At 72.5% G+C, this 26,209-nt stretch carries 19 protein-coding genes; 4 read left to right on the top strand and 15 right to left on the bottom strand.

The window, feature by feature from the left end; genetic code table 11:
* Positions 1-57 precede the first annotated feature (57 nt).
* From CLV34_RS05265 to CLV34_RS05215, 11 genes are all read right to left on the bottom strand, one after another.
* The gene (locus tag CLV34_RS05265) at positions 58-912 is read right to left on the bottom strand and encodes an SGNH/GDSL hydrolase family protein (protein WP_157803710.1); all 855 of its coding nucleotides are present in this window, start codon (positions 910-912) and stop codon (positions 58-60) included.
* 101 nt (positions 913-1,013) lie between these two features.
* Positions 1,014-1,901, bottom strand: coding sequence for a class II glutamine amidotransferase (locus tag CLV34_RS05260; RefSeq protein WP_100349256.1), 888 nt, complete (start codon positions 1,899-1,901; stop codon positions 1,014-1,016).
* Positions 1,902-1,903: 2 nt separating this feature from the next.
* The gene (locus CLV34_RS05255) at positions 1,904-3,073 is read right to left on the bottom strand and encodes a DNA polymerase domain-containing protein (protein WP_100349255.1); all 1,170 of its coding nucleotides are present in this window, start codon (positions 3,071-3,073) and stop codon (positions 1,904-1,906) included.
* A gap of 26 nt (positions 3,074-3,099) precedes the next feature.
* Positions 3,100-3,417, bottom strand: coding sequence for a TfoX/Sxy family protein (locus CLV34_RS05250; protein ID WP_100349254.1), 318 nt, complete (start codon positions 3,415-3,417; stop codon positions 3,100-3,102).
* A 179-nt stretch (positions 3,418-3,596) separates the two neighbouring features.
* Positions 3,597-3,767 carry a sigma factor-like helix-turn-helix DNA-binding protein gene (locus CLV34_RS05245; protein WP_100349253.1) on the bottom strand — a complete coding sequence of 57 codons (171 nt, stop codon included), beginning with the start codon at positions 3,765-3,767 and terminating at the stop codon, positions 3,597-3,599.
* Between the two features lie 356 nt (positions 3,768-4,123).
* Entirely contained in the window at positions 4,124-5,434 is a 1,311-nt protein-coding gene (locus CLV34_RS05240) for an AGE family epimerase/isomerase (protein WP_100349252.1), read from the bottom strand.
* Positions 5,435-5,465: 31 nt separating this feature from the next.
* Positions 5,466-8,171 (bottom strand): glycoside hydrolase family 2 protein, encoded by a 2,706-nt coding sequence (locus CLV34_RS05235; RefSeq protein ID WP_245859018.1) that lies wholly within the window; start codon positions 8,169-8,171, stop codon positions 5,466-5,468.
* A complete protein-coding gene (locus tag CLV34_RS05230) occupies positions 8,168-9,148 on the bottom strand; it encodes a carbohydrate ABC transporter permease (RefSeq protein WP_157803709.1) in 981 nt (326 codons plus the stop codon). The genes CLV34_RS05235 and CLV34_RS05230 overlap by 4 nt, the downstream gene beginning before the upstream one ends.
* Positions 9,145-10,095 (bottom strand): carbohydrate ABC transporter permease, encoded by a 951-nt coding sequence (locus CLV34_RS05225; protein ID WP_100349251.1) that lies wholly within the window; start codon positions 10,093-10,095, stop codon positions 9,145-9,147. The genes CLV34_RS05230 and CLV34_RS05225 overlap by 4 nt, the downstream gene beginning before the upstream one ends.
* 112 nt (positions 10,096-10,207) lie before the next feature.
* The gene (locus CLV34_RS05220; RefSeq protein WP_100349250.1) at positions 10,208-11,539 is read right to left on the bottom strand and encodes an ABC transporter substrate-binding protein; all 1,332 of its coding nucleotides are present in this window, start codon (positions 11,537-11,539) and stop codon (positions 10,208-10,210) included.
* 193 nt (positions 11,540-11,732) lie between these two features.
* The gene (locus CLV34_RS05215) at positions 11,733-12,758 is read right to left on the bottom strand and encodes a LacI family DNA-binding transcriptional regulator (protein ID WP_100349249.1); all 1,026 of its coding nucleotides are present in this window, start codon (positions 12,756-12,758) and stop codon (positions 11,733-11,735) included.
* Between the two features lie 146 nt (positions 12,759-12,904).
* On the opposite strand from CLV34_RS05215, the gene CLV34_RS05210 reads away from it, so the two are divergent.
* Positions 12,905-13,927, top strand: a complete 1,023-nt coding sequence (locus CLV34_RS05210) for a LacI family DNA-binding transcriptional regulator (protein ID WP_100349248.1) — start codon at positions 12,905-12,907, stop codon at positions 13,925-13,927.
* Between the two features lie 11 nt (positions 13,928-13,938).
* Here CLV34_RS05210 and CLV34_RS05205 read toward each other — a convergent pair whose 3' ends face one another.
* The 4 genes from CLV34_RS05205 to CLV34_RS05190 form a co-directional block, all read right to left on the bottom strand.
* On the bottom strand, positions 13,939-14,976 hold the full coding sequence (locus CLV34_RS05205) for an extracellular catalytic domain type 1 short-chain-length polyhydroxyalkanoate depolymerase (RefSeq protein ID WP_100349247.1): 1,038 nt from the start codon (positions 14,974-14,976) through the stop codon (positions 13,939-13,941).
* Position 14,977: 1 nt separating this feature from the next.
* Positions 14,978-18,889, bottom strand: coding sequence for an OmpL47-type beta-barrel domain-containing protein (locus tag CLV34_RS05200; protein ID WP_100349246.1), 3,912 nt, complete (start codon positions 18,887-18,889; stop codon positions 14,978-14,980).
* A 75-nt stretch (positions 18,890-18,964) separates the two neighbouring features.
* Entirely contained in the window at positions 18,965-20,401 is a 1,437-nt protein-coding gene (locus CLV34_RS05195; protein ID WP_211289359.1) for a glycosyl hydrolase, read from the bottom strand.
* On the bottom strand, positions 20,398-21,960 hold the full coding sequence (locus CLV34_RS05190) for a glycoside hydrolase family 30 protein (RefSeq protein WP_100349245.1): 1,563 nt from the start codon (positions 21,958-21,960) through the stop codon (positions 20,398-20,400). The genes CLV34_RS05195 and CLV34_RS05190 overlap by 4 nt, the downstream gene beginning before the upstream one ends.
* 175 nt (positions 21,961-22,135) lie before the next feature.
* On the opposite strand from CLV34_RS05190, the gene CLV34_RS05185 reads away from it, so the two are divergent.
* The 3 genes from CLV34_RS05185 to CLV34_RS05175 all read left to right on the top strand — a co-directional run.
* Entirely contained in the window at positions 22,136-24,463 is a 2,328-nt protein-coding gene (locus CLV34_RS05185; protein ID WP_100349244.1) for a glycosyl hydrolase, read from the top strand.
* A 110-nt stretch (positions 24,464-24,573) separates the two neighbouring features.
* The gene (locus CLV34_RS05180; RefSeq protein ID WP_100349243.1) at positions 24,574-25,194 is read left to right on the top strand and encodes an SGNH/GDSL hydrolase family protein; all 621 of its coding nucleotides are present in this window, start codon (positions 24,574-24,576) and stop codon (positions 25,192-25,194) included.
* A gap of 215 nt (positions 25,195-25,409) precedes the next feature.
* A partial coding sequence (locus tag CLV34_RS05175) for a hypothetical protein (protein WP_211289358.1) occupies positions 25,410-26,209 on the top strand: 800 nt, incomplete at its 3' end.

The raw sequence follows: 26,209 nt of genomic DNA, 5'->3' as shown, positions 1-26,209 counted from the left end.
GTTATCGAGAAACGATATGGGGGGCGGTCGTGGTCGTCAAGGGATGACGGCGCGCGCTCAGAACAGCTGCGCCAGGTAGAACGCCGACGCGATCGTCCGGTAGCCCTGGTCCGTCGGGTGGATGTCGGAGCCCGTGCTGCAGAAGTACGTCAGCGCGCACAGCCCCGGCCGCGGGAGCACGTTGAACGGCACGAACGCGTCCGCGACCCGGGCGTGGTGCGTCAGCGCCGTCGCCGCGATCGTCGCATCGACCTGCACGGCCAGCGTCTTGCTCTCCGGGTACGCGACGCCGAACGGGTCGTAGATCGACAGGACGACGACCTTCGACGACGGCGACGCCTGGTGCAGCCGGTCCAGGACCGTCGCGAGGTTCGCGCGCAGCGTCGCGAGCTCCGGGGCCAGCTCGGGGCAGGTATTCGTCGCGAGGCACGCCGGGTAGCCCTTGAGGACGTCGTTCGCGCCGATGGACAGCGTGATCAGCGGGACGTGGCCAGGGTGCGCGGCCAGGAACGCGACCGCCGCGTCGAGCTGCGGGCCGGAGTACGGGTCGTGCAGCGGCAGGCCGCTGCGGGTCCACGAGCACCCGCCGGCGATCATCGACGTCGTCGTCTCCCCCGGGCACGAGTAGTTCGTCACCGTCAGCGGACGGCCCGTCCGGGCGAGCGTCGCCGCCAGGTCGTCCGTGTACCCGGTGGTCCACGCGGCGGCACCCTGCGTGGCGACGTCCGCGATCTTGAGCTGCTGGAAGCCGAAGCCCAGCGAGTCGCCCAAGGAGAGGTAGTAGCTGGTCGGCGGCGGTCCGGCGGTCGACGTCGCGAGGGCGGGCGCTGCGGCGGTCCCGACCGCGAGCCCGAGGGCGGCGAGGGCGGCTGCTCCGAGCGAGAGCACACGACGGACCATGACTCCAGGCATGACGGCTCCAGGCGGCGAGGAGGGGCGACACGAGCGGGGTGGTGCGTGCGGCGCGGCCCTGCGTTGCCTGGCCCGTCGTCAGTGACGTCGACGCCGAAAATCTACTCCGCGCCACCCGACGGCGCCTGCGACGACGCAGCGTGATGACCGAGGTGGTGACCGAGGTCGGCGAGCGTCACCAGGTGGGTCAGGCCGTCCGGCACGGGGAACGACGACGTCACGCGCAGGTCCTTGTCGACGCGGACCAGCTCGCCCGGCACGAGAGCGCGCCAGCCGTCCTCGCCGTCCATCGGCTCCGACGCGACGACGACCGACCGCTCCCCCGCGAGCGCCGGCGCATGCGCGCGGATGCGCGGGCTGCGGGCGTCCAGCGGCGACTGGGCCACGTCGCCGTCACGCTCGAGGACGAACAGACGGTGCGTCGCGGGCAGGCGCAGCGCCCAGACGTCGTCGCGGGTCGCGAGGACGACGTTGAGCGCGAACACCGGGAGCTCGGCGGCGACCCAGCGGAGCGCGGTCGTCAGGCCCGCGCCGACGTCGCCTCCCGTCCGCCGGATCTCTGCCGTGACCAGGGCGAACACGCGCTCGGAGTCGGTGTCGCCGTGCACGAGGTCGGCGGCGCCCAGCTCGTCGAGCCGCGCGTCGAGCGCGTCGAGCCCGAGGACGACGCCGTTGTGCGCGAACAGCCGACCGTCCTGCACGAACGGGTGCGTGTTCTCCGGCGTCAGCGCACCCGTCGAGGCGTACCGGACGTGCGCGACGAACGTCGTCGACTCCAGGGTGCGGGCGTCGGTCGCGAAGTCGGTGTCGTCGTACGCGGCGAGCGGCTGCTTGTCGACGCGAGGACTCCCGTCGGCGTCGAACGCCCCGATGCCCGCGCCGTCCGGGTTGCGGTGCGACTGCGCGGCGAGGGAGTCGGGTGCGTCGAGCAGCCAGAACGTCGCCGGGACGGGGTCGGGGCCGGCGTGCAGGGCGAACAGGCGGCACACGGCTACGCGCCGCCCTCGGCCGAGGACGGGCGGGCGCGGGACGGCTGGACGCGCTTCGGCTCGCCCGCCATCTTCGGGTGCTCCGGCGGGTACGGGAGGTCGCCCAGCCCCTCGTCCTCGTCCCGCGCGTACCAGGCGAGGAGCGGGTCGAGGGAGTGCGCGACGTCGTCGATGCCCGCCCAGGGGTCCACGCCGTCGCCCGCGGGACCGCCGCCGGCGGCCAGGCGCTCCGGGACGGTCCAGAGGGTGAACGCCCGCGGGTCGTCGACCGTCGCGAGCTCGTCCCACGTGACCGGCGTCGACACGGGCGCACCGGGCCGCGGGCGCAGCGAGTAGGCGGCCGCGATCGTGCGGTCGCGGGCGTTCTGGTTGTAGTCCACGAAGATCGCCTCGCCGCGCTCCTCCTTCCACCACGCCGTCGTGACACCCTCGGTGCGGCGGCCCAGCTCGCGTCCGAACGCGATGGCCGCGTGCCGCACCTCGGTGAACGTCCACCGCCGCTCGATGCGGACGAACACGTGGATGCCGCCCTTGCCGCTCGTCTTCGGGAACGCGCGGATCCCGACCTCCTCGAACAGGTCGCGGGCCACCCCCGCAACCCGGCGGGCGTCGAGGAAGGTCGTGCCCGGCTGCGGGTCGAGGTCGATGCGCAGCTCGTCCGGGTGCTCGACGTCGTCCGCCCGCACGGGCCACGGGTGGAACACGATCGTCCCCATGTGCGCCGCCCACACCGGGACCGCGGGCTCCGTCGGGGCGACCTCCGCGGCCGTCCGGCCGGACGGGAACGCGATCGTCGCCGTCTCCACGTACGGGGGCGCGCCCGCCGGGACGCGCTTCTGGTAGAACGCGTCGGCGTCGCGCTCGTGACCCTGACGGGTGGCGAGGACCATGCCCTCCCGGACGCCTCGCGGCCAGCGCTCCAACGTCGTCGGACGGTGCCACAGGGCGCGCAGCAGACCGCCGACGTCCGACGGCGCACCGCCGGGGACGCCCGCGTCGGTGCTCGGGCCGGGGCGGCCGCCCGTCGTCGCGACCGCCGCCACGTACCGGGCGACGTCCAGCTTGGTGGCGGGCGGGGTGCGGTCCGTCGCCTCGAAGATCACCCGGTCCGGGCTCGACACGCGCACCGCCCGCCCGGCGACCTCGATCTCGACCGCGGTGTCCTTGGCCATGGTCCCGACCGTACGGCCCGCGCCGCTCAGGCGCCCGTCGCGTAGTCCAGGCCGACCTGCAGCCAGCGGTCCAGCGCGTCGTCGTCCAGGTACGCGCCGTCGACCGTGACCCAGCCCTTCATCGTCTTGCCGCCCATGTCGGCCACCGCGACACCGGGCTCACGCAGCACCGCGTCGAGGTCCTCGTGCGCGACCCGCAGGAGCAGACCCTCCATCTGGACCCCGACGACGATGTGGCCGTCCCACAGGAACGCCAGGCTGCCGAACATCCGCTTCTCGGTGATCGCGACGTCCGAGCCGACGCGCTCACGGACACGCTCGGCGAGGACGGGGTCGTAAGCCATGGGACCAGCGTGCCGCACGCCCCCGACACCCGCCCCCGCCGCTGCGTCGTCGCGTACCCGTGGGCGTCCGTCGCCTACGCAAGGTCGCTTCGCGTCCGGTGCGGCGCACGCGAAGCGCCGAAGCGCACGCGAAGTCGCGCCGGGCAGGCGCCCGGCGCCCGGCGGGCCAGCGCCTGCCGTCACTCGCCGCGCGTCGCGGCAGCGGGATCACGACGCGCCCGGAACAGGGTGGTCGCGACCGTGCCGCGGGTGACGTTCATGGCGTCGGCGACCTCGGCCTCGGCGAGGTCGGCGCCGTAGCGCAGCGCGACCGCGGTGCGGGCGCGAGGGGACAGTGCGGCGTGGCTCATGCCCCCACAAGCCTCAGGTGGCGCCCGATGTCGACACGGCGACGCATCACGTGTGGACGTCGTGTCGGATCCCGGGCGAGCGACGTCCTCGCCGGGGCGTCGTCGTGCTCGGGCGGACGAGCACCGACCCTGCGCCTCCGCGTGCGCTCCGGCGCTTCGCGTGCGCCGCACCGGACGCGAAGCGACCTTGCGTAGGCGACGGACGACCGGGCGCTCAGCCGCGGCGCAGGCCTTCGGCGTAGCCGTCGAGGACCGCAAGGATCCCGTCGTGCTGCCACACGCGACCGCGTCGCCGTCCGGTGCGTTCGACGAGCACGCCGGCGTCCCCTTTTGCTCTTACTGCAACTGTTGCGCCGTCACGGCGTCACGAAGAGGCCCGAGGCCACCGCGGTCGCCATCGACGGCGCGAGCGGGAGCCGCGGCACGAGCGTCGCCTGGAACGCGTGGTAGAGGTCCGCCTTGCCGGGCCACACGGTCCCGGCCGGCGTGTTCGTGGGGTCGAGCTCGTGGTGCCACGACCCGTGCTCGTGGTCGAGGACGTACCGGTCGGCGTAGTCCCACCACTGCGCGTACCGGTCGGCGTACCGCGGCTCACCGGTCCGCGTGTGCAGGGCCGCGGCCGCGTTGGTGGCCTCCGCGACGACCCAGTGCATCCGGTCGCGCACCACGGGCTCGCCTGCCCAGTCCGTCGTGTAGACGAAGCCGTCGGCCCCGTCCGCGGCCCACCCGTCCGCGACGGCGCGCTCGAACAGCGCGGCGGCCGCCTCGGCCCACGTCGAGCCCTCGGCCGCGCCGTCGACCGGTCCCCCGGCCTGGGGCAGCCCCGGGTCTGCCTCGTGCGCGGCCACCAGAGCGGCTTCCAGGTGCAGCAGCAGCCGCGCCCACTCGAGCCCGTGCCCGACGGTCGCGCCGAACGGCTTGAACGGGTCGTCGGGACAGTCGCGGTTGAGGTCGGGCTCCGGCACCCACTCGTCCGAGTAGTGCTCGGGGATCCGCCAGCCCTGCGCAGCGGCCTGCCGGACGACGAAACCACCGATCCGCGCGGCCCGGTCGAGCCACGCAGGGTCGCCGGTGACATCGGCGACCGCGAGCATCGCCTCGACGGAGTGCATGTTGGCGTTGATGCCGCGGTAGGGGTCGCAGGCCGTGAAGGCCCGGTCCCACGTGTCGACGCTCAGCCCGGCGTCCTCGTCCCAGAAGCGGTCGAGGTAGACGCGCGCCGCCTCGTCGAGGAGCTCGCGCGCGCCGTCGAGTCCGGCGACCACCCCGGACGACGCCGCGAGCAGCACGAACGCGTGCTGGTACGCCTCCTTGGCGTCGGACACCACCTCGACCCCGCCGCCCGCACCGGCGCGCCGGACCGTCCCGAACCACCCGCCGTGCTCGGCGTCGTGCAGGACCCCACCGGGGAGCAGCGCCGCGAGCGCCCCCTGGGCGACGGGCCGCGACCCGGGCACCCCGAGCAGGTGCCCGAGCGCGTACACGTGCACGGTGCGGCACGTGATCCATGTCTGGACGCCGCGCTCGACGACGGGGGCGCCCTCGTCGTCGAGCCAGGCCGCGCCGCCTCCGGGCACGGCGACACGTCGACCGAACGCGAGCAGGGACTCGCCGTGCGCCTGCAGCCAGGCGCGGTGGGTGGGCAGGTCGGTCCAGGGGGTGCTCATGGCTCCATCATCCAATCGATCCGCGCCCAGGTCAGCGCGCCCACCGGACGACGAGGTCGTTCGCGGAGCGCAGGACGCGCGGGCTGACGAGGGCGGCGGCGTCCAGGACCGTGCCGGCGGGCGCGGACACACGGAACGTCACCGTCTCGCCCGGCAGGAGCGTCACGAGGGCGTCGTCGGCCACGGCGTCCGGGTGGACCTTGTCGACCAGGAGCGTGAGGTCGCGCACGAGGTTCTCCGCCGTGACGGTCACGTCGACGACGACACCCGCGGCCTCGCCCTCACCGTCGACCGGCGTCACCGAGGTGGCGAGCCGCGGGGCCTCGAGCGCGGCGTCGCGCGCCTCGGCGAAGAACCACAGGGCCGCCCGCGGCCGCGGGACGGCGGACGAACCCCCGGCCGAACCCTCGGCCGGAACCGTCCCCAGCACGTCGGTCACGACGTCGGCGACCAGGACCTCCGCCGCCGCATCCGTGACGGCCGCGACCGACTCCGGGACCGGCAGCGTCACGACCCCACGGGCGGGGGCGCCGAGCGACAGCGTGGTCTCCGCCAGCACGTGCCCGTCGAACCGCACGCGCCGCACGCGCACGTCCCCGCGCCACGGCGTGCCCGTGTCGTTGGACGCGACGACGGCGAGCCGGTCGCCGCTGCTCAGGGTGCGCGGCTGGACCGTGAGCAGCCGGTCGGCGTGCGCGTGCTGCAGGGCGTAGAGCAGCGGCTTGGGGTGCCCGTCCCCGTCGACCGCGGCCCACGACGTCACGGGCCAGCAGTCGTTGAGCTGCCACACCACGGAGCCCATGTTGCGCGGCTGGTGCGAGCGCAGGTGCTCGACGGCGACCTGGACGGCGTTCGCCTGGTTGAGCTGCATGGCCCAGTGCCAGTCCTCGGTGTCGTCGGGCAGCGGCAGGTGCCGGACGAGCCCGTCGGTGAGCTTGTCGTTGCCGGACATGGCCTTCTGGTGGACGCGCATGCCGGGCGACTCGGGCGTGATCGGGTCGTCGTGGATCGCCCGGGTGAGGGCAGACCACGACGGCGGGCCCTGCCAGCCGAACTCGGCCATGAACCGCGGCACGTCGTCGCGGTAGCGCAGGTAGTCCTCGCGGTTCCACATCTCCCACGAGTGCATCGACCCGTGGGCAGGGTCGTTCTGGTCGCGCGACATGTCGATCGGCAGCTCGCCCGACCAGGGGCTCGACGGCGTGTACGAGCGGGTGGGGTCGAGCTCGGCGACGACGGACGGCAAGAGGTCCTGGTAGTAGCCCAGGCCCCAGGACTTCCCGTCGAGACGCGGCAGGAAGCCCCACACGGTGATTCCCCAGATGTTCTCGTTGGAGCCGTTCCACAGGGCCAGGCTGGGGTGCCGCATGATCCGGGTGACGTTGTCGCGCGCCTCGGCCTCGACCTCGGACCACAGCGGCTCGTCCTCGGAGTAGGCGGCGCACGCGAGCGCGAAGTCCTGCCAGACGAGGATGCCGCGCTCGTCGCACAGGTCGTAGAAGTCGTCGGCCTCGTAGATCCCGCCGCCCCAGACGCGCAGCAGGTTCATGTTCGCCGCCTCGGCCTGCGCGATCCGCGCCGCGTACCGGGCCCGCGTGACGCGGTGCGGGAACGCGTCGTCCGGGATCCAGTTGGCGCCCTTGACCCACACCGGCCGGTCGTTGACGAGGAACGTGAACGAGGTGCCGTCCTCGTCGGGGCGCACGTCGAGGCGGACCGTGCGGAACCCCACCCGCGCGTCCCAGGAGTCGATCGGCTGCGGGGCGTCGTCCTGCGGGGCCGTGAGCTCGACGCGCAGGTCGTAGAGCGGCTGGTCGCCGTGCCCGCGAGGCCACCACAGCGCCGCGTCCGGGACGTCGAGCGGCACGACGACGGACGTCTCGCCCGCCGCGACCGTGACCGTCGCCGTCACCTGGCCGCCCTGCCTGGCGCCCTGTCCGCTCACGGTCGCGGTCACGGTCAGGTCTGCGTCGGACGCGCGGGCGAGGTCGACGTGGACGTCGAGGTGGCCGTCGCCGACCCGCCCGTCCGACCCGGCGTGCGGGGCGGTCGCGGTGACCACGGGCCGGACGGCCGCGAGACGAGCGGTCGACCACGACTCGAGGGCGACGGGCCGCCACAGCCCCGAGGTCGCGGTGTCGATCCCCCAGTCCCAGCCGAACGAGCACGCCATCTTGCGGATCGCGTTGAACGGGTGGTGGTTGACCTGGGGGCGGTAGCCGAGCGCGAGGCTCTGCGCGTCCGCGTACCGCACCGGGGAGCGGAAGGTCACGACGAGCTCGTTGTCGCCCTCGCCCGCCCGGGCGTCGCGCAGCAGCGCCGACACGTCGAGACGGTACGTCCGGTGCATGTTGGCGGTGCGAGCCACCTCGGTGCCGTTGAGGGTGATCGTCGCGACGGTGTCGATGCCGTCGAGGACGAGCTCGTGCCGGTCCTCGCGCGTGTCAGCCGCGCCGTCGGACCGGGCCGACCAGGCGAACGTCGTCTGGTACTGCCAGTCGCACAGGCCGATCCAGCGCTGCAGCGCCTCGTTGTCGTCGAGGTAGGGGTCGTCGATGACACCCGCGGCGAGGAGGTCGGTGTGCACGGACCCGGGGACCGTCGCGGGGAACGACCGGCCCGCCACGTCGGCCGGGACGGGACCGCCCACCGCGGACACGGCCCAGCCTGAGTGCAGCTCGCGCCGGACCAGCACGCGTGCGGCGCTGCCGGTGGTCGTGGGGAGGGTGGTCGTCACTTGGTGGCTCCAGACGTCAGGCCGTTGTAGATGAATCGCTGCAGGGCGAGGAAGACGATCAGCGTCGGGATGATCACGAGGATCGTGCCGGCGGAGATGACCTCCCACTGCGCCCCGAACGGACCCTTGAAGCGGAACAGGGAGGTGGAGATCACCCCGAGGTCCGACGAGGGCATGTAGAGGAACGGGATGTAGAACTCGTTGTACACCGCGATGCCCTTGATGATCACGACGGTCGCGATGGCGGGCTTGAGCAGGGGGAACACGATCCGGGTGAAGATCGTCACGCGGTTCGCACCGTCGAGCATGGCGGCCTCGTCGAGCGCCTTCGGGATGGACCGCATGAACTGCAGGAAGATGTAGATCGACACGATGTCCGTGCCCATGAAGAGCAGGATCGCGGACATCCGGGTGTTGAACACGCCGAGCGCGTTGACGATCTGGAACGTGGCGACCTGCGTCGTGACGCCCGGGACGAGGGTCGCGAGCAGGAACGCGAACACGACGAGCTTCTTGCCGCGGAAGTCGAACCGGTCGATCGCGTAGGCCGTCATGGCGCCGATGAGCACCGTCCCGACGATCGAGACGACGAGGATGATCGTCGTGTTCATGAAACCGCGGAGCATGTCGCCCTGCGTGAACGCGACCGCGAAGTTGTGGAAGTTGAACCAGCTCTTCGGCGCGTCGAGCGGGCCGGAGGTCCGGTACTCCTCGTCCGTCTTGAACGACGCCATGAAGATCGTGACGAGCGGTGTGAGCGCGAACAGGCACGCGACGACGAGCGACAGGTACTTGAGGACCTTCGCGACGGGTCCGGCGAACGGCGCGACGGCGCGGCCGGCACCCGCGAACGACCCGCGGACGCGGTCGGAGGTGGTGAGCGGGACGTCGGACGCTCCGGCGGTGTCCAGGACGGCGGCCCGCTCGGCCGACTGTTGCGACGACTGCGACGACGACGGGAGGGTCGGGGCGCTCATACGAGGTCTCCCTTCTGGTCGGGGAACACCCGGCGCTGGATCCACGACACGACCAGGACGATGACGAGGAGGACGACGGCCATCGCGCTCGCGAGGCCGACCTTCTGGAACGTGAAGGCCGTGTTGATGGTCTGGATGACGAACGTCGTGGTGCCGTTCGCGCCGCCCGTCATGACGTAGGGCAGCTCGAAGACGGACAGCGACCCGGCGACCGACAGGATGAACGTCAGCCCGATGATCTGGCGGATCCCGGGAGCGATGATGAACCGGAACTTCTGCCACGAGTTCGCGCCGTCGAGGTCGGCGGCCTCGTAGAGCTCGCCCGGGATCGACTGGATCGCCCCGAGGAACAGCACGAAGTTGAGGCCCATGTACCGCCACACGGACGTCGCGGCGAGCGACCAGTTCGCGATCGACGGGTCGCCGAGCCACTGCGGCGGGTGGTGGAACCCGACGGCCGCGAGGACGGCGTCGAGCGTGCCGCCGGGGCGGAAGAAGAACAGGAAGACCAGCCCGATCGCGACCCCGTTGATGAGGTACGGGAAGAAGATGATCCCCTTGAAGAAGTTCCGGAACCGGGTGTTGAAGCTGAGGATCGTCGCGAAGTAGAGGGCGAGGCCCATCTGCACGACGGCGCCCGCGAGGTAGTAGAGGCTCACGAGGAACACCCGGAACAGCTCGGGGGTCGTGAAGATCTTCACGTAGTTGTCGAGGCCTACGAAGGGCATCTGGACGTCGAGACCGTCCCACGACGTGAAGCTGTACCCGACCATGTTGAACACGGGCACGTAGGTGAACACCAGCAGGAACGCCAGCGGCAGCAGGAGGAACAGCCACGGCGTGATCCGCCACCCGTGCCGCGACACGGGACGACGGCCACGGCGTCGGCCGCGGGGCGGGGTGGGCGACGGCGGCAGCTTCGCCGCCGTCTCGGTCAGGGCAGCCATGACGGGCACCTCTCAGGCAATTCGGGAAGGTAGTGATGAGGACGGGACGCCGGCGTGACGGGCGAGCGGCGGGGCGGCACCCCCACCGCTCGCCCGGGAACGGGTCAGACCGTCACTTGGCGACCTGGGTGCGGGCCTCGGCCCACTTCTTGTTCAGGTCGGCGAAGTAGGAGTCCTTGTCGCCCTTCGCGGCACCGCGTGCGATGTCCACGAGCTTCTTCTTGTAGTTCGGCCCGGTGAGGTCGATCTCGGCGGCGTTGTAGATGTCGGAGTCCAGCGACTCCTTGCCGGCCGGGGCCGGCTGCAGCTCGAGCGTCTTGACGCCGTACTTCGTGAAGTCGGCGAGGACGTCGGGCGTCGCGCCGTCGATCCGCGGCGACAGGCCGCCCTGGGCGGCGGAGAAGCCGGACTCGTCCTCGAACCAGTCGAGGAACGCCTTGGCGGTCGGCAGGTTCTTCGACGTCTTGCTGATGCCGATCTTGTAGTCGCCGCCCACTGTCGACTGGAACGCGCCGTCCTTCTGCCACGGCATGGGCCAGAAGGTGATGTCGTCCTTCGAGCCGCCGGCCTTGACCGCGGCGTCCTGCATCTGCGGGACGGCCCACGAGCCGAGCACCATGGTGGCGACCTTGCCGGTGCCGAGGAGGTTCTTCGACTCCTCCCAGTTGGTCGTCGTGGGGTCGGCCTCGGAGAGCTTCTGGTGGACGACGTCGAACAGGAGGCCGTCCATCGTGGACTGCTCCTTGCCCGCGGCCCAGGGGGCGTCGTCGGCGTCGCGCTGCTGGACGGTGTCGGGGCCCGCGATCTCGCCCTGGTTCGACTGCCACTGCGTGAGGGGCCAGCCGTCGGCGTAGTTCGTGTAGTACGGCGTGACGCCCGGCTCCTGGTCCTTGATGGCCTGGAGGTCCTGGAGGAACTCCTCGGTGGTCTTCGGCGGCGTGGTGATGCCGGCCTTCGCCCAGACCTTCTTGTTCACGACGTAGCCCTGCGCCGTGCCGAACGTGGCGAGGCCGTAGACGTTGCCGCCGTACGCCTGCTCGTTGACGAACCGGTAGGTCTTGCCGAGGTCGTCGACCGTGCCGAGGGGCTCGAAGAACTGGCCGAGCTGGTCCTTGGCGACCTTGTTCGGGATGAGCAGGACGTCGCCGTAGTCCTTCGAGTTGAGGCGGATGGTGACGTCGTCCTCGTAGTTGGTGATCGCCTCCCACTTCACCGTGGTGCCGGGGTACTTCTTGGCGAACGCGGCGGAGTAGTCCTTGAGCGTCGTGTCGACGAGGTCGGTGCGGTTCGTCAGGACGGTGATCGTGCCCTTGACGTCGCCCTTGAACGCGTCGGCGTTCGCCGTCGCGCTGTCTCCGGAGCCGTTGCTGCCGCCCACGCACGCGCTGAGCGACAGGGCGATCACGGCAGCGCCGGCCGCGGTCGCGATGAGCCGTCGGGTCATGTCTGTCTCGCTTTCCTGTGTCGTCGTTGACCAGGGCGGGAGCCCTGAGGTGGATCGCTTAATGAGCACAGCCGAGAACGAATCTCGGTCCCGTGCTGATAGAGAGAGTTAAGCGCTTAAGTTCGCGCGCGTCAAGACACCGGGATCACGGTTGCGTATCGGTGCGGCGCGGCGGGCAGACCCTGCGGCTGCGTCAGCCGCGGCGCAGGGGGGCGGTCGTCCCGCGAGGACGCAGCGTCGGCGTCGAGTCGAGGAAGCTGCCGCCCGGCTTGCCGTCCACGCGGTCGAACAGGCGGCGCGCCACGTGCGCACCGAACCGCGTCACGTCGTGGCTCAGCGCCGACAGGCGCGGGAACGTCGCCTCGCACAGCGGCGAGTCGTCCCACGCGATGATCGACAGGTCGTCCGGCACCCGGAGGCCGAGCTCGGCGGCCACGCCCAGGCCCGCGAGCGCCATCACGTCGTTGTCGTAGATGAACGCTGTCGGACGGTCCGCGTCACCCGACGTCAGCAGCGACCGCGTGGCGGTCGCACCCTGGTCCGGCGTGTAGTCCGTGCGCGCGACCACCCCGTGCACGCCGAGGCGCTGCACCTCGTCGTCGAACGCCTCGTCCCGGATCAGGGTGTGCCCGTACCCCTCCGTGCCCGCGATGCGGGCGATGCGGCGGTGCCCCGCGGCATGGAGGTAGCGCACCGACTCGCGGATCGCGGCCGCGTCGTCCGTCCACACGTTCGGGAGGCCGCCCGCGAGGGTCGTGTCGCCCACGACCACGGCCGGCAGGGCGTCCTCCTCGGCGAGCAGCGCGACGCGGGGGTCGTCCACGCGCGGGTCCACGAGGACGACCCCGTCGACCCGGCGCGCGGCGCGCCACGTGCGGTAGGTCCGCAGCTCGGAGTCCTGGTCGGGCACGACCTGCAGCAGCAGGCCGTACGACCGCTTCTGCAGCTCCGACTCGATGCCCGCGATGAACTGCATGTAGAACGACTCGACGCCGAGCGTGCTGGGGTCGCGCGCGAGCACCAGGCCCACCGTCTCGGTCTTCGCGCCCGACAGCGACCGCGCCGCGGACGACGGCTGCCAGCCCATCTCGGCGGCGATCTCGAGGATCCGCGCGCGGGTCTCCTTCGAGACGCCGGGGCGGTCGTTGAGGGCGTACGACACCGCGCCCGTCGACACACCGGCGCGCCGCGCGATGTCCGTGATCGTGATGCGCGCCACGTGCTGACTCCCTCTGCTCCTCAGGTCCGACGACCCACGCCCGGCACCCCGTGTCCGACACCCGTGTCCGACACCGCTCGCGGACGCCTGCCAGCGTATCCGTCCTGCCCCCCGGCGGAGCGCGTCCACGCTGCTAGGGTCCCCCCGTGGACCAGGGGGCAGCACCGCCCGGACGACCGCGCGCGACCCTCACCGACGTCGCCCGGGTCGCGGGAGTGAGCGCGAAGACCGTGTCCCGCGTGTTCTCCGGCGGACCCGTCTCCGACGAGACCCGACGCCGCGTCGAGGCGGCCGCCGCGTCGCTCCGCTTCCGGCCCAACCACCTCGCGCGCGACCTGCGCAGCGGCGGGACGGCAGCCACGCTCGGCTTCGTCATCGGCCGCGTCACCAACCCCTTCTACGCGCAGGTCGCGGCGGGGGTCGAGCGGGTCGCCGCCGAGCACGGGCTGACCCTGCTGCTCGCCGCGAGCGAGGACGACCCCGCGACCGAGCGCCGGTGCACGGCCTCGATGCTGGCCCAGCGCGTCCGGGCGCTCCTGCTCGTACCGGCCGGCGACGACCAGTCCTACCTCTCCCCCGACGCCGAGGCCGGCACGCCGATGGTGTGCGTCGACCGCCCCGGCCAGGGGCTCGACGCCGACAGCGTGGTGCTCGCCAACCGGGAGGGTGCGGCCGCCGCGGTGCGGTCGCTCACCGCGGCGGGCCACCGTCGTGTCGCGTTCGTGGCCTCCCCCGGCGACGTGCACACGCACCGCGAGCGGCTCGCCGGGTACCGGGACGCGCTGCGCGAGGCGGGTGTCGTCGACACGGCCCGCTGGGAGCGGCTCGTGCCGACGCCGGACCTCCTGGAGGAGGCGGTGCACGGCCTCGTGCGCCGGCCGGACGCGCCGACCGCGTTCCTCGCCGGGAACGGCCGGGCGAGCGCCGCAGTCCTGCGCGCGCTCGGCCCGAGCTCGGACCGTGCCGTGATCGGGTTCGACGACCTCGACCTGGCCGACGTCCTCGGCCTGACCGTCGTCGCGTTCGACGCCGTCGCCCTCGGGGAGCAGGCGGCCCGGCTCGCGCTCGCCCGCGTGCGCGAACCGGACCGCCCGACGGAGCACGTGGTCGTGCCCACCCGTCTCGTGCGCCGCGGCTCGGGCGAGCGGCCGCCGCGCACCGGGGCCTGAGCCCCGGGACCTCACCGCCGCGGGTGCGCCGCGAAGAAGTCCCACAGGATCCGGCTCGCGCTGATCTCCTGCGTGACCGTCCCGTTGCTGCTCTGGTCGACGCTCGTCCCCGGCCACGTGTGGCCGCCGCCGGCGACCCGGTAGAGCTGCACGTCCGCACCGGACGAGCACCGGGAGTAGGCGTACCGCGTGACGTGCTCCGACACGACGGTCGTGGTCGGGCCGACCCGGCAGCCGTCGAGACGGGCCCAGGTCTGCACCGCGACGGGCACCGTGTAGCCCCACCGCAGGTCGGAGCTGCCCTGGTACGGGTTGGTGTAGTCCGCGTCGCCGTGGAACTCGACGACCGGTACTGCCCGGGTGGGCGTGCAGTCGGCGACGTCCGGGACGGACGTGTCGAGCGGCGACGGCCGACCCGCCCGCAGACCCGCGACCGTGCCCACGGCAGCGAGCCGGTCGGACAGCCGGCACGCGAGCGCCGACGCCATGCGTCCGCCGCCCGAGTACCCGGTCGCGTAGACGCGCCGGTCGTCGGCGCACACCACCCGACCCACCTGGTCGATCACGGCACCGAGGAAGGCGACGTCGTCCCGGGCGTCGGCGGGGGGCATCTGCCCGGCCGTGGTCGGCACACCCGGCACGTTCCACGCCCAGCCGCCGTTCAGCGGGATCGCCCCGTCCGGCTCGACGGCGACGAACCCCTTCTCGTCGCCGAGCGCGTCGAGACCGCTGATCGCCGACTGCGCCGCTCCGTCCGCGCCGCTCCCGTGCAGGTCGAGGACGAGCGCCGGGCTCCGCACCCCCGCCGGGACGTGGACGCGGACGTCGTAGCGCGCCCCGCCGAACGTCACCGGGACCTGGTGGGTCCCGGCGGCGACGGCCGTCGTGCAGCGGCCGTGCCCACCGACCGGCCCAGGACCGTGCCCCGAGCCATGACCCGACGACGCCACTGCGCCACCTCCTCCGACGAGGACGGACGCCGCGAGGACGACGCCGATGCCGACTGCTCCGGTGCGCCGCAGCGCACCCGTTCCGTGACTGAGGCGCATGTCAGCGCACTCCCTTCGTGACGAGGACCCAGGTGGTGGTGCGCGACGGCGCGTAGGTGGCGTCGCCGGTGTACTCGACGGTCAGCGCGGTGCTGCCGGCGAGCGTGGGGGCGGTGACGCGGACCGACGCCACGCCGGACCGCAGGGTTCCGGACCCGACGGCCGTGCCGGACGCGTCGCGCACGGTGACCGTGCCGGTCGCGACGCCGTGGGTGCCGCCGACGACCGCGAGGACGTCGACCGTCCCGCCCGCGCGCACCACGAGCGGCAGCGCGAGGGCGACCACCACCGCGCGTGCCGTCCCGGGGACGACGAGCTCCTGCGCCGCGGACGCGTTGCCCGCGACGTCGGTGGCCCGGAAGGCGACCGACCCCACGCCGGCGGGGACCGCGACGGGCTTGTCGTACGTCGTCCACGCGCCGCCGGGGAGCCGGTACTCCACGCGGGCGACCCCGGAGGTGGCGTCGTGGGCGGCGAGGGTGACCGTGCGGCCGGCGAGCTTCGCCGTGACGCTCGGGGCCACGGTGTCGATGCGCACCGTCGTGGAGACGGCCTCGGACGTGTTCCCGGCGGTGTCGGTGGCGCGCGCGGACACGGTCGTCGTGCCCTCCGCGTCAACGACCACAAGCCGGGACGGACCGGCAGACTCGGCCGGTCCCGCCGACCACGGGCCGTCGCCGACGCGGGTCTCGACCACGGGCTTCGCGTCGAGGTCGTCTCGCGCGGTCGCCGTGACCGTCACAGGAGTCGTCGCCCACGACCCGGCAGGCACGCTGGGGTCCGAGGAGAGGGTCACGACGGGCGCCTTCGTGTCGACGCGCACCGCGCGCACGTCGTCGACGCCGAGCACGCCCGCGCCGGAGCCGCCGAGGTAGAACGACAGCTGGGTGACCTTCGTGAGGTCCAGCGTCGACTCTCCCGACGCCCACGACGGCGGCGCGAAGTCGCCGAAGGGGATCGTGACGACGCCCGCCGCGTGCGGCCCGGGGTCCGGAAGGGTGGCCTCCCAGTAGGCGCCGCCCGCGACGATCTGCACGGTGACCTTCTGCCCGGCAGCCATCGCGCTGCGGTCGAGCCACAGCGACAGGCCGTCGTAACCCCACCAGTCCTGGACGCCCGACGGCAGGGTGCGCGTCACACCGGCGTACCCGGGGCTGCCGAGGTCGAACGTCAGGCGCATCGCGGTCCCGTGCCCGGTGCCCGCGCCCGAGGGCACGAGGGTCGGGGCGACCGCGCCGCCGCCTGTGTTGCGGGTGTAGGCCGCGGCGACCGCGGCGTCGGTCCCGTAGGAGTAGCCGTCGACGACGACGGGGTCGACGGGCCGCGTGGCGGTCGTGAACGAGGCGACCGCGGACGGCGTCGTGCCCGTGCCGTTCACGGCCACGACCCGCCAGTGGTACGTCGTGGCGTCCCGCAACGTGACCGCCGGGGCGAACGACGTCGCGGTCGTCTCCGTCGTCGCGACCGGGTCGGACAGGTCCGCGTGGGCGGAGAGTGTCACCCGGTACACCGCGGCGCGCGCCGCGGGCTGCCAGGTGAGGGTGGGCGCGCCGCGCACGCCGGCCGCGTCGTCGGCGGGCGTCGAGAGGACGACCGGACCCGGCGGGGCAGACGCACCGGACGCGGGCGCGAGGAGCCGCAGCTCGCCGAGCTGCTGCGCCCACTCGGGGGTGCTGCCGTCGGGCCAGCTCACGCGCACCCAGCGGACGTCGGTCAGCCCGCGGACGCTCGCGACGTCCCGCGTCCACGCGCCGCCCTGCACGCCCGCCGTCGTGGCCAGCGCCGGCGTGACGTCCTGCCACGTCGTGCCGTCGGACGACACGGCGAACGTGAGGCGCTCGGGCGCCTGGTCGGGCCAGTAGTACGCGGTGGCGTCGAACCCGCTGACGCCGTCGGGTGCGTCGTCGGTCGAGACCTTCCAGGTGGCCGACGCGGCGCCCGCCGCGTCCCGCTTGGCCCGCGCCGCGTCGCCGCCGAGCAGCGCCGCGTTGCCGGTGTCGATCCCGAGCGAGCCCGTCCGGGCCGTCGTGCGGGACAGGTCGTCGAGCCGGTCCACGAGGACCGCCTCGGCAGGGGCGCTGCGCGGCGTGACCCGGGTGACGCCGGTCTGCACCGCGCGCTCGGGCCAGGAGACGCGGACCGTGTCGGCCTCGGCGCCGGACGGGATGGCGGCCGTGACCGTCCAGCGGCCGGAGCCGGCAGCGCTGACGTCGGCGTCGAGCGTCGACCACGCCGCTCCGGACGTGCCGGCGGCCAGCGTGAGCCGGGGTGCGTCCGGCGCGACCACGTCCAGCCGGATCTCGCGCACGCCCGGCGCCGCCCAGGTCGCCGAGCCGGCTGCGTCGCCCTGCGGGTGGACGACGGCGTCCTCGCCGAGCGGGCGCACCTCGACGCCGGTGTGGGCCGCGAGCGGGGTGAGCGAGCCGACGGCGTCGACCTGGACCTGCTCGGCCGCGCCGACCTCGACGGGGTCGGACGCCGGCCCGCGGGTGCCGTCCGCGGCGACCGGGACGACCCGGTACGTCGCGGCGCCCTGCGTGGCCGTGTCGAGCCAGGGTGCGTCGCCCACGGGCTCGCCGGTGAGGGTCTTCCACGCGTCGCCGTCCCGGCGCTGCACGTCGTACCCGACGGCACCGGTCGCACCGCGCCATGCGAGGCGGTGCAGGCCGTAGTCGCTGGTCACGGACGTCACGAGGGGCGCCCGGGTGACCGGTGCGTGGATCGTCACGCCGAGGGCCCTCGCGTACGCCTGCTGCGCGGCGACGTTCGCCCGCATCTTCTCCGAGTCGCCCGGGTAGTGGACCTGGAACCCGTCGTCGTGCTGCACGAACCCGCTCGTGTCGTCGTGCGGGAAGAGCGACCAGGACAGCATGCCGGTGACGTCGGCGTCGTCGACGAGCGTCGGGAGGAGCGTGCTCGCGACGTTCGAGTCGTACTCGCCCGCGATGTAGACCTTGCCGGCGTCCGTGATCGTCTTCGCGTCCGCGCGGACCTTCGCCGTCGTCGGCGGGTAGTAGTGCACGTCGACCATGTCGACGTCCTTCGCGGCGAGCGTGTCGGGGTCGATGTCGAATCGCCGGCCCGCGGCCACGAGCTGCCGCGGTGCCTGCGCGCGGAGCTGGGCGGCGATCGTGTCGATCCAGGCGGGCGTCATGCCCTCGAGCTCGTTGCCGAGCTCCCACGCCATGACCGTCGGGTCGTCCTTGAGCGCGAGGCCGGTGGAGGGGTTGACGTGGTCGAGCACGGTGCGGACGTAGTCCTGGAAGTCGGCGACGACCCGGGGGTCGGAGTAGAACTCCGGGCAGTCCGCGGTCGAGCTCGCGCACAGGCCGTACGAGCGCGCGAAGTCCCGCAGGCCGCCGTGGTAGTACGCCCAGTTGTCCGTCAGGGGCAGGACGAGCCGGATCCCCTTGCTCCCCGCGTACGCGATCGCGTAGTCGATCGTGTCGAACGCGCCCTGCTGGTAGCCGGCGTCCTTCGAGGGCAGCACCGACTTCGCGGTGCCCGTCGAGACGAGCATGTGCGAGCGGACCACGGTCGCACCCATCGCCGACGCCGTGTCGATCGCGTCGCGGATGCGGAACGCCGTCGGGTAGTCGACCGTGCCCGGCGGCACGTTCTCGTCCAGGCCGAGCCAGTACGCGTTCGTCCCGGCGAACCGGAACGTCGAGCCGTCGAGCTCGAGGTGCTTGCCGTCGTGCGTCACGAACGTCGTGTTGAGCGACGGTCCGAGGTCGGCCGACGCGGGGTCGGTCAGGTCAGGGCTGGTCATGTCTCCTCCGGGCGCGGCCTGGGCCGCACCGATCGTGCCCGCTCCGAGGCCGAGCCCGAGGACGACGGCCAGGAGGCCGCCGGTCAGGGCCCGGCCGCGGGCCGGTGGGGCGTGGACCTCACGCCGTCGTGCTGTCGTCATGCGTACCGCGCTCCTTCGCGTGGGGGGCTGACCGCCCGGCGGCGGACGTCGTGGGACGCCCGCCGCCGGGGGGGGTCACGCCGCGGGCAGGTTCCAGACCTGGTTCGTCTGGCCGTTGCAGGTCCATACCTGCAGCGGGGTGCTGTCGGCCGAGCTCTGGCCGGTCACGTCGAGGCACTTGCCCGACGGGGGGTTGCGCAGGGTCCGGGCGGACGCGTCGTACGTCCACTGCTGGGCGCCCGAGCCGTTGCACGTCCAGAGCTGGACCGCCGTCCCGTCCGCGGTGCCCTGGCCCGCGACGTCCAGGCACTTGCCGGACGACGGGTTCACGACGGTCCCGGTGCCCGACGGCGCGGCGACCGTCCAGGTCTGGGCGCTGCCCGTCGCGCACGTGTAGAGCTGCACGACGGTGCCGTCCGCGGTCCCGGACGAGCGCACGTCGACGCACTTGCCGGCGAGCCCGGTGATCGCGCCGGTCCGTGCGGAACCGGTGCTGCCGCCGGATCCGCCCGATCCCGCCGCGGGCAGGGTGAGCTTGCCCTGATAGAGCACGCGCGGGTCGAAGTACGTGCTCTGGATCGCGGCGTTCGTGTTGCTGCCCTGGAGCTGCTCGGACCAGATCATGAAGGAGGACCACTTCGGCTGGGACGCGAGGAACGCCTCCGTCGGCATGGTGCCCATCTCGGCGATCGCGATCGGCTTGCTGCCCGCGATCGACTGGATCTGCTGGTAGTCCGACGCGCTCGGGTACGCCTTGTACCAGGCGTCCAGGGTGACGACGTCGACGTACGACGACCCGGGGTAATAGGTCGACCAGCCGCCGGCGGGGTTGTCCTGGACGTTCCACACCCAGATGAGGTTCGTGAGCCCCTTGCCGACGAGGTAGTCGTGCGTGATCCGGTAGAGCTGGGCGCTCTTGGCGCCGTAGCCGCCCCACCAGTTCCAGGTCTCGTTCATCTCGTGCAGCGGCCGGAACAGGACGGGGACGCCCGCGTCCTTGAGCTGCTGGAGGTACGGGACGGCCTCGTCGAGCCGCTTCTTCCACGCGGTGTTGAGCGCTGTGCCGTCGGTGACCACCTGGTCGAACTGGGTGTTCGTGATGCGCGACTTCACGCCGCCGTCGAACGAGCACGAGCTGCCCTGCGTCGGCGGGCAGACGTGCCAGGTGAGCGCGACGAGCGAGCCGTTCGCCCACTCGGACTTGGCCTGGTCGATCACGCGCTGCCGGTTCGCCACGTCGGCGGCGTTGAACATGAGGTCACCGCCCCAGAGCCCGGGCCACTGGCCGGTGACGTTCTTGACGACCTGGCTGTACTGGTTGGGCTGCGACGCCGGCTCCTTGTTGTGCTGACCCGCGACGACGTGGTTACCGGTGATCGAGGTCAGGTAGTCGAGAACCTGCTGCTTCGAGGACGCCGGGAACGACGTCGCCGACGGGGCGCTCGTCGCGACGAGGGCCGCCGTGGCGGCGAGCGAGGCGCCTGCCGCGAGCAGCCGCCGGGACGCCCTCACCGTGCGTCCCAGCTGTAGGTCGCGTACGCGCCCGCGGGGAGCGTCGCCGTGAACTGCGTCGAGCCCTCGCGGACCGCGAACCTCTGCGGTTCGGTGGAGCTGAGGTTCCGGACCACGACCGCCGTGCTGCCGTCCGGGTTGCGGAAGGCCACGCTGTCGACCTGCGCGGTCTGGCCGTCGATGTTGTTGACCGACGTGCTGGAGACGCGGTGCGCGCCCGGACGGACGAACGAGGAGAAGGCGCTGAGCAGGTAGAAGCGCTCGTTGTACGTGACCTTCTTGGTCGTCGCGTCGACGGTGACCAGGCCCGTGCAGGTCTTGCACCCGCCGACGAACGGTCCGTGGTTCTCGTCGAGCGCGAGGTTCCACGCGGTGAGGGACTGTCCCCAGTTCTGCAGGGTCCCCATCGCCCGGGTGAGGTTCAGGCCCTCGCACTCGGTCTCGAGGATCTCCTTGTCCGGGTGCAACGCCTTCATCGTGCTCTGCACGGCCGGGTCGCCGTAGTAGCAGTGGTAGGCCGTCCCGGCGATCCATCGCGCGGCGCTCGTGCCGAGCAGCTTGAGCGGGTAGTTCGCCTCGGGGTCGCCGTTCTCCTGCTCGAGGCGTCCGGCGTCCCAGGGGTGCACACCCCAGTTGTGATCGAACCCGAGGATCTTCGTGCGCAGGCCGGCCTTCTTGATCGCCGGGCCGAGCTGCGCGATGACCTTCGCCTCCTGGGCCACGTCCAGGTTGGTGCCCGGGTAGTCGCTGCGCTCGAGCGCCTGCGGCTCGTTCTGGACGGTGAGGTAGTCCACGTCGACACCGGCGTCGCGGTAGGCCTGGAGGAACTTGACGAGGTAGGCGGCGTAGGCGCGGTAGGTCCGCGGCGTGTCGGTGAGGCGCCCGTCGATCATCGACCCGCTGGTCTTCATCCAGCCGGGCGGGCTCCACGGCGACGCCACGACGGTGAGGTCCGGGTTGAGCGTCTTCGCCTGGCGCAGCAGCGGGAGGATCTGCGCCTCGTCGTGGGCGATCGAGAAGTGCTTGAGGCCGTAGTCGGTCCGCCCGGCCGGCATGTCGTCGTAGCTGTAGATCTCGCGGGCGAGGTCGGAGGCTCCGATCGGTTGCCGCAGGAGGCTCAGCCCGGCGCCCCGGACGGGGTCGAACAGGCGAGTCATGACGGCGTCACGGTCGGCGGCGGGGAGCAGCGACAGGTCGTAGGCCGACGAGTCGGTGAGCGAGGCGCCGAAGCCCGTCACGGTCTGGAGACGGATCGCCGGGTCCACCGCGACGGTGGTGCCCGTGACGTACCCGGGTGCTGCCCCGAGGGCCGAGCGGGCGGCAGGCCGGTCCGCTCTCGTGGTGGCGGTGCCGTCGAGCGCGAGACGGCTGACCTGTGGCGCGCCGCCGGGTACGACGACCGATGCGGTGACCGGTCCCGACCCCGTGCTCGGTGCGCGTTCTGGTGCGGCGAGCGCCTGTCCGGCGGTCGCTCCGACGAGCGGGAGAGAGGCTGCGGCGAGCGCGGCGCCTGCCGCGAAGAGCCGTCGAGTCGTGCGTGTACTGCCGAGGGAGAGCATGCGAAACCACCTTGTTCCGTTGCCTGTCGTGCCTGACACGGCGACCGGGGAGCGCTGCGATGCGTCCTCCGGTTGCCGCTTCACACTTAAGCGCTTCATACTCCAACTGTCAACGTTGACAGCCTGCAAATGTGGCTCATAGGTTCACGGCATCGCATTCGACAAGGAGGTCATTGTGAAGCGCTTGTTCACCCTGTCCGTCACGACCGCTGCGGCTCTCGCCGCCCTCGGCGGGACCACGGCCCCCGCTGGCGCCGCCCCGGGAGCCGTCCCTGCGGCTGACGCGTCGACCGGTGTGTCGGCCGACGCCGGGACCGGCTACCAGCGGGTCCTCGACGACTTCGACGGATACGCCGACGACGCCGCGCTGACCGCGGCGTACTCGCGCAACCCCAACGGCGGCGACGTGGCGCTGCACCGCGCGGACAGCCTCGACCCCGCGTCGTCCGGGCACGCGATGCGGCTCGACTACACCTACCGCAGCGGGTATGCCGGGGTCTCCCGGCCGGTCGCCGACGGGTACTGGCCCGGGCTGCGGTCCGTCGACCTCTGGGTCCAGGACCTCACCCCCGGGCAGGACGTCCTGCTGCAGCTCTCCGACGGCGCGTCCTACGAGGCGCACCTGTCACGCGTGGCCGGCTTCGACGCGACCTCGACGGCGCCGCAGCACCTCACGATCCCCGTCGCGGACTTCGCCCCCAAGTCCGGCTCGGGGACGCTCGACCCGAAGGGCGTCACCACGTTCGCCGTCTACGCCAACCAGCAGAACGGCGTCGCGAGCGGGTCCGTCGTCCTCGACGACGTGCGGCTCACGTTCGACCGGGAGCCCGTGACGCCGACGGTGACGTTCCCCAGGACGCGGCTCACCGCCGACGGCGTGAGCAACCTCGTCACCGTGCTGAACGACGAGGCGGCCAAGCCCGCCGGCTCCCGCATCGTCCAGGCGACGTGGACGTCCACCGACGAGTCCGTGCTCGCGAGCCGACCCGACCGGCTCGCCCCCAAGGGCGACTTCGAGCGCGACGGACGCGCGAGCGTCCACCTGACCAGCCTCACGCTGTTCGCGGACGGCACCACCTTCACGGTCCGTCCCGACGTCACGCTCGACGTCCGGGTGCGACACCTGCCGCCGCCGGTCGGCGTCGTCGACTACCTGCGGAGCCTCACCGGCAACGGGATGCTCTCCGCGATGCACCATGACCAGTCGTACGCCGACCCCGCCGCGACGGACGTCCTGCACCAGCGCGTCGCCCGCGAGTTCGGCGTGTACCCGGCGCTCTACTCGGCCGACTTCCTCACCGGCGGCACCGTGGCCTACCGGCAGAACATGATCGACGAGGTGAAGCGCCAGTGGGCGAACGGCAACCTCGTCCAGATCATGTTCCACGTCTCCCCGCCGCAGTACACGGTGGCGCAGGAGGCCCAGGGCGGCTGGGGCGGCGACACCGGCCCCGAGACCATGCCGAGCCCCAACCACGTCTACTCGTACCTCTACCAGGACCAGTTCGACCAGCTGCTCACGGACGGCACGCCGATCCACGAGAACTGGGAGCAGCGGATGGACGAGTACGCGCGCTACCTGCAGCAGCTCGAGGACGCCGGCGTGACCGTCATGCTCCGGCCGTTCCACGAGATGAACCAGCACGTGTTCTGGTGGGGCGGACGTCCCGACGACCCGTCCACGCCGCAGGTCGAGGGCTCCCCCGCGCTGTACCGGATGTTCCACGACTACCTCGTCAAGACCAAGGGCCTCACGAACATCGTGTGGGTGTGGGACGTCCAGGACCTGCCCGACGACTACGGGTACGCCGACGGTGACGCCAAGTTCGACCGCTACGAGGGCGTCCCCGGCGGTCTGGCCGAGTACGACGCGAACGACTGGCGCAGCTTCGACCCAGGGAAGGACTACTACGACGTCCTCGCGGTCGACTACTACGACCTCGACAAGTACCAGCAGAAGTACTACGACCAGGCGTCCGCGATCGCGACCGAGGACGGCGGCAAGCCGATGATCATCGGCGAGACCTTCTACCTGCCGACCGCGGAGCAGGAGGCCGCTGCGCCGAAGTACACGCTCGCGATGCCGTGGGGCGCCCGGACCTGGAACGCCGAGAACACCGGCCCCGCCGGGATGGCGGACTTCTACTCGCGGTCCATCGGGGCGTCCGGGACACCCCGGTTCGCGACGCTCGACACGACGCTGCGGGCCACCACGGCGCCGAGCGTCCGCGGGACGGCTCGGGTCGGCGCGCGGCTCACCGGCGACCCGGGCCGGTGGTCGCTCGACGACACCACGTTCACCTACCGGTGGACCGTCGGCGGGCGGACCGTCTCCGGCGCCACGTCGAGCACCTACGTCCCGCGGCTGCGCGACATCGGACAGAGGATCGCCGTGGTCGTGACCGCGCACCGCGCCGGGGCGTCGGACGGGACGGCGACGTCCGCGGCCACCCGGGGCGTCACGCTCTTCGGAGTGCTCCACCGGGGCGCGCCGCGACGCTGACGTCGCCGCGCTCAGCCGGGTGCCCGGCCGGTCTCCGCCGACCGGGCACCCGTGCGCTGGAGCAGCGTTAGTCTGACGACCGACCGCATCTCCGGACCGCAGGAGCGCCCGTGACCGCCCAGCCCACCGTCGTCCTCGTGGGGGACTCCATCACCGACGCGGGCTGGCGCGACGACCTGCTCCGCCTCGGCTGGGGCTACGTGCGCGACCTGGCGTCCGGACCGCTCGCCGGGTGCGACGTCGTGAACGCCGGCACCGGCGGTGACCGGGTGCGCGACCTCGCGGAACGGTGGGAGCACGACGTCCTCGTCCCGATGCCGTCGCTCGTGTCCGTGTACGTCGGGATCAACGACACCTGGCGGCGCTACGACCAGGGCGACGAGACGTCCCTCGACGCGTTCGTCGACACCTATGCCACCCTGCTCGCGACGCTCGGGCAGCGCCGCATCCCCGCCGTCCTCGTCGAGCCGTGGGTGCTGCCCGTGACGCCCGACCAGGAGGAGTGGGCCGAGGACCTCGCTCCCAAGCAGGACGCCGTCCGCCGGCTCGCCGCCGAGCGCGGCGCCGCGTTCGTCGCCCTGGCCGAGCCGCTCCGCACGCTCGCCGCGTCGCTCGGCGGGAACGAGCTCGTCGCCCCGGACGGGGTGCACCCCACCCCGACCGGGCACCGCGAGATCGCGCGGCTGTGGTGGGAGGCGGCCGGTGACGCGGTGGCGAGCCTCACGCCCTGAGGGTCGCTGAGGGTCGCTTCGCTCCACGCACACCGGTGACTCCGCCGGCCATCCACAGGGCAGTTACTCCCCATCGTGGTGACCGCCGTCGGGTAGGTAGGGTCGCGCGTCATGGGACGCAGGGGTTGCGGGGGGCGTGAGGCTCGGACGTCGGTGCACACCGCGGTGGCCGCGGACGGGGGCGTGCGGTGAGTCGGCCGTCCGATTGGTCGCCGGTGGGTCTGGACATCGATCCGACGCCGGGTGATCCGGTGCTGGTGCTGGCGGGCGGTCGGGACTACCTGGACGTCGCGACGGCGATCGATGACGCGGCGTCGGCTCTGGACCGGTTGTCGGTGGACGGCACGGTCTCTCAAGCGGTGGATGCGGTGATGGACCGCAAGGAAGACGTCATCGCGGACATCCGGAAAGCCCATGGCCGCTACGAGGCCGCGGGGAACGCGTTGGTCACGTACGCGGGGGTGCTGGACCGGGTCCAGTCGGACACGCTGGCGGCGTTGAACACAGCGATCTCGGCGCTCGACGAGTCGGCGGACGCGACCGGGACGAAGTCGCGGTGGCAGCAGCTCGCGGACGACGCCACCGACCCGCACGAGAAGACGGTCTACCAGCACAAGGCTGATGCGGCGGGTGACCAGGTCACTGCGGCCCATGGTGTGGTGAACGCCGCGAAGGGCGACATCGACACCGCCGTCAGCGACCGGGACCGGGCTGCGGACAACGCGATCGCGCAGATCACCGACATCACGGCACACGATGATCTGAACGACTCCTGGTGGGACGACTGGGGGTCGAAGGTCGTCGCCGCCATCGCGGACATCGCCGATGTGATCTCGACGATCGCGGGGATCCTCGCGATCGTGGTCGCGTTCATCCCCGTCGTCGGGACCGCGCTCGCCGGAGTGTTGTTGGTCGTGGCCGCGGTGGCCGCGATAGTCAGCGCTCTAGCGAACATCGCCCTCGCGGCGACCGGGGAACGGTCGTGGCTCGATGCCGGGATCGCGATCGCCGGCGC

Origin of the sequence: Luteimicrobium subarcticum, from assembly GCF_002798015.1 — a bacterium.
Classification (GTDB): Bacteria; Actinomycetota; Actinomycetes; order Actinomycetales; family Cellulomonadaceae; genus Luteimicrobium; species Luteimicrobium subarcticum.
This window is presented reverse-complemented; position numbering and strand designations above follow the sequence as displayed.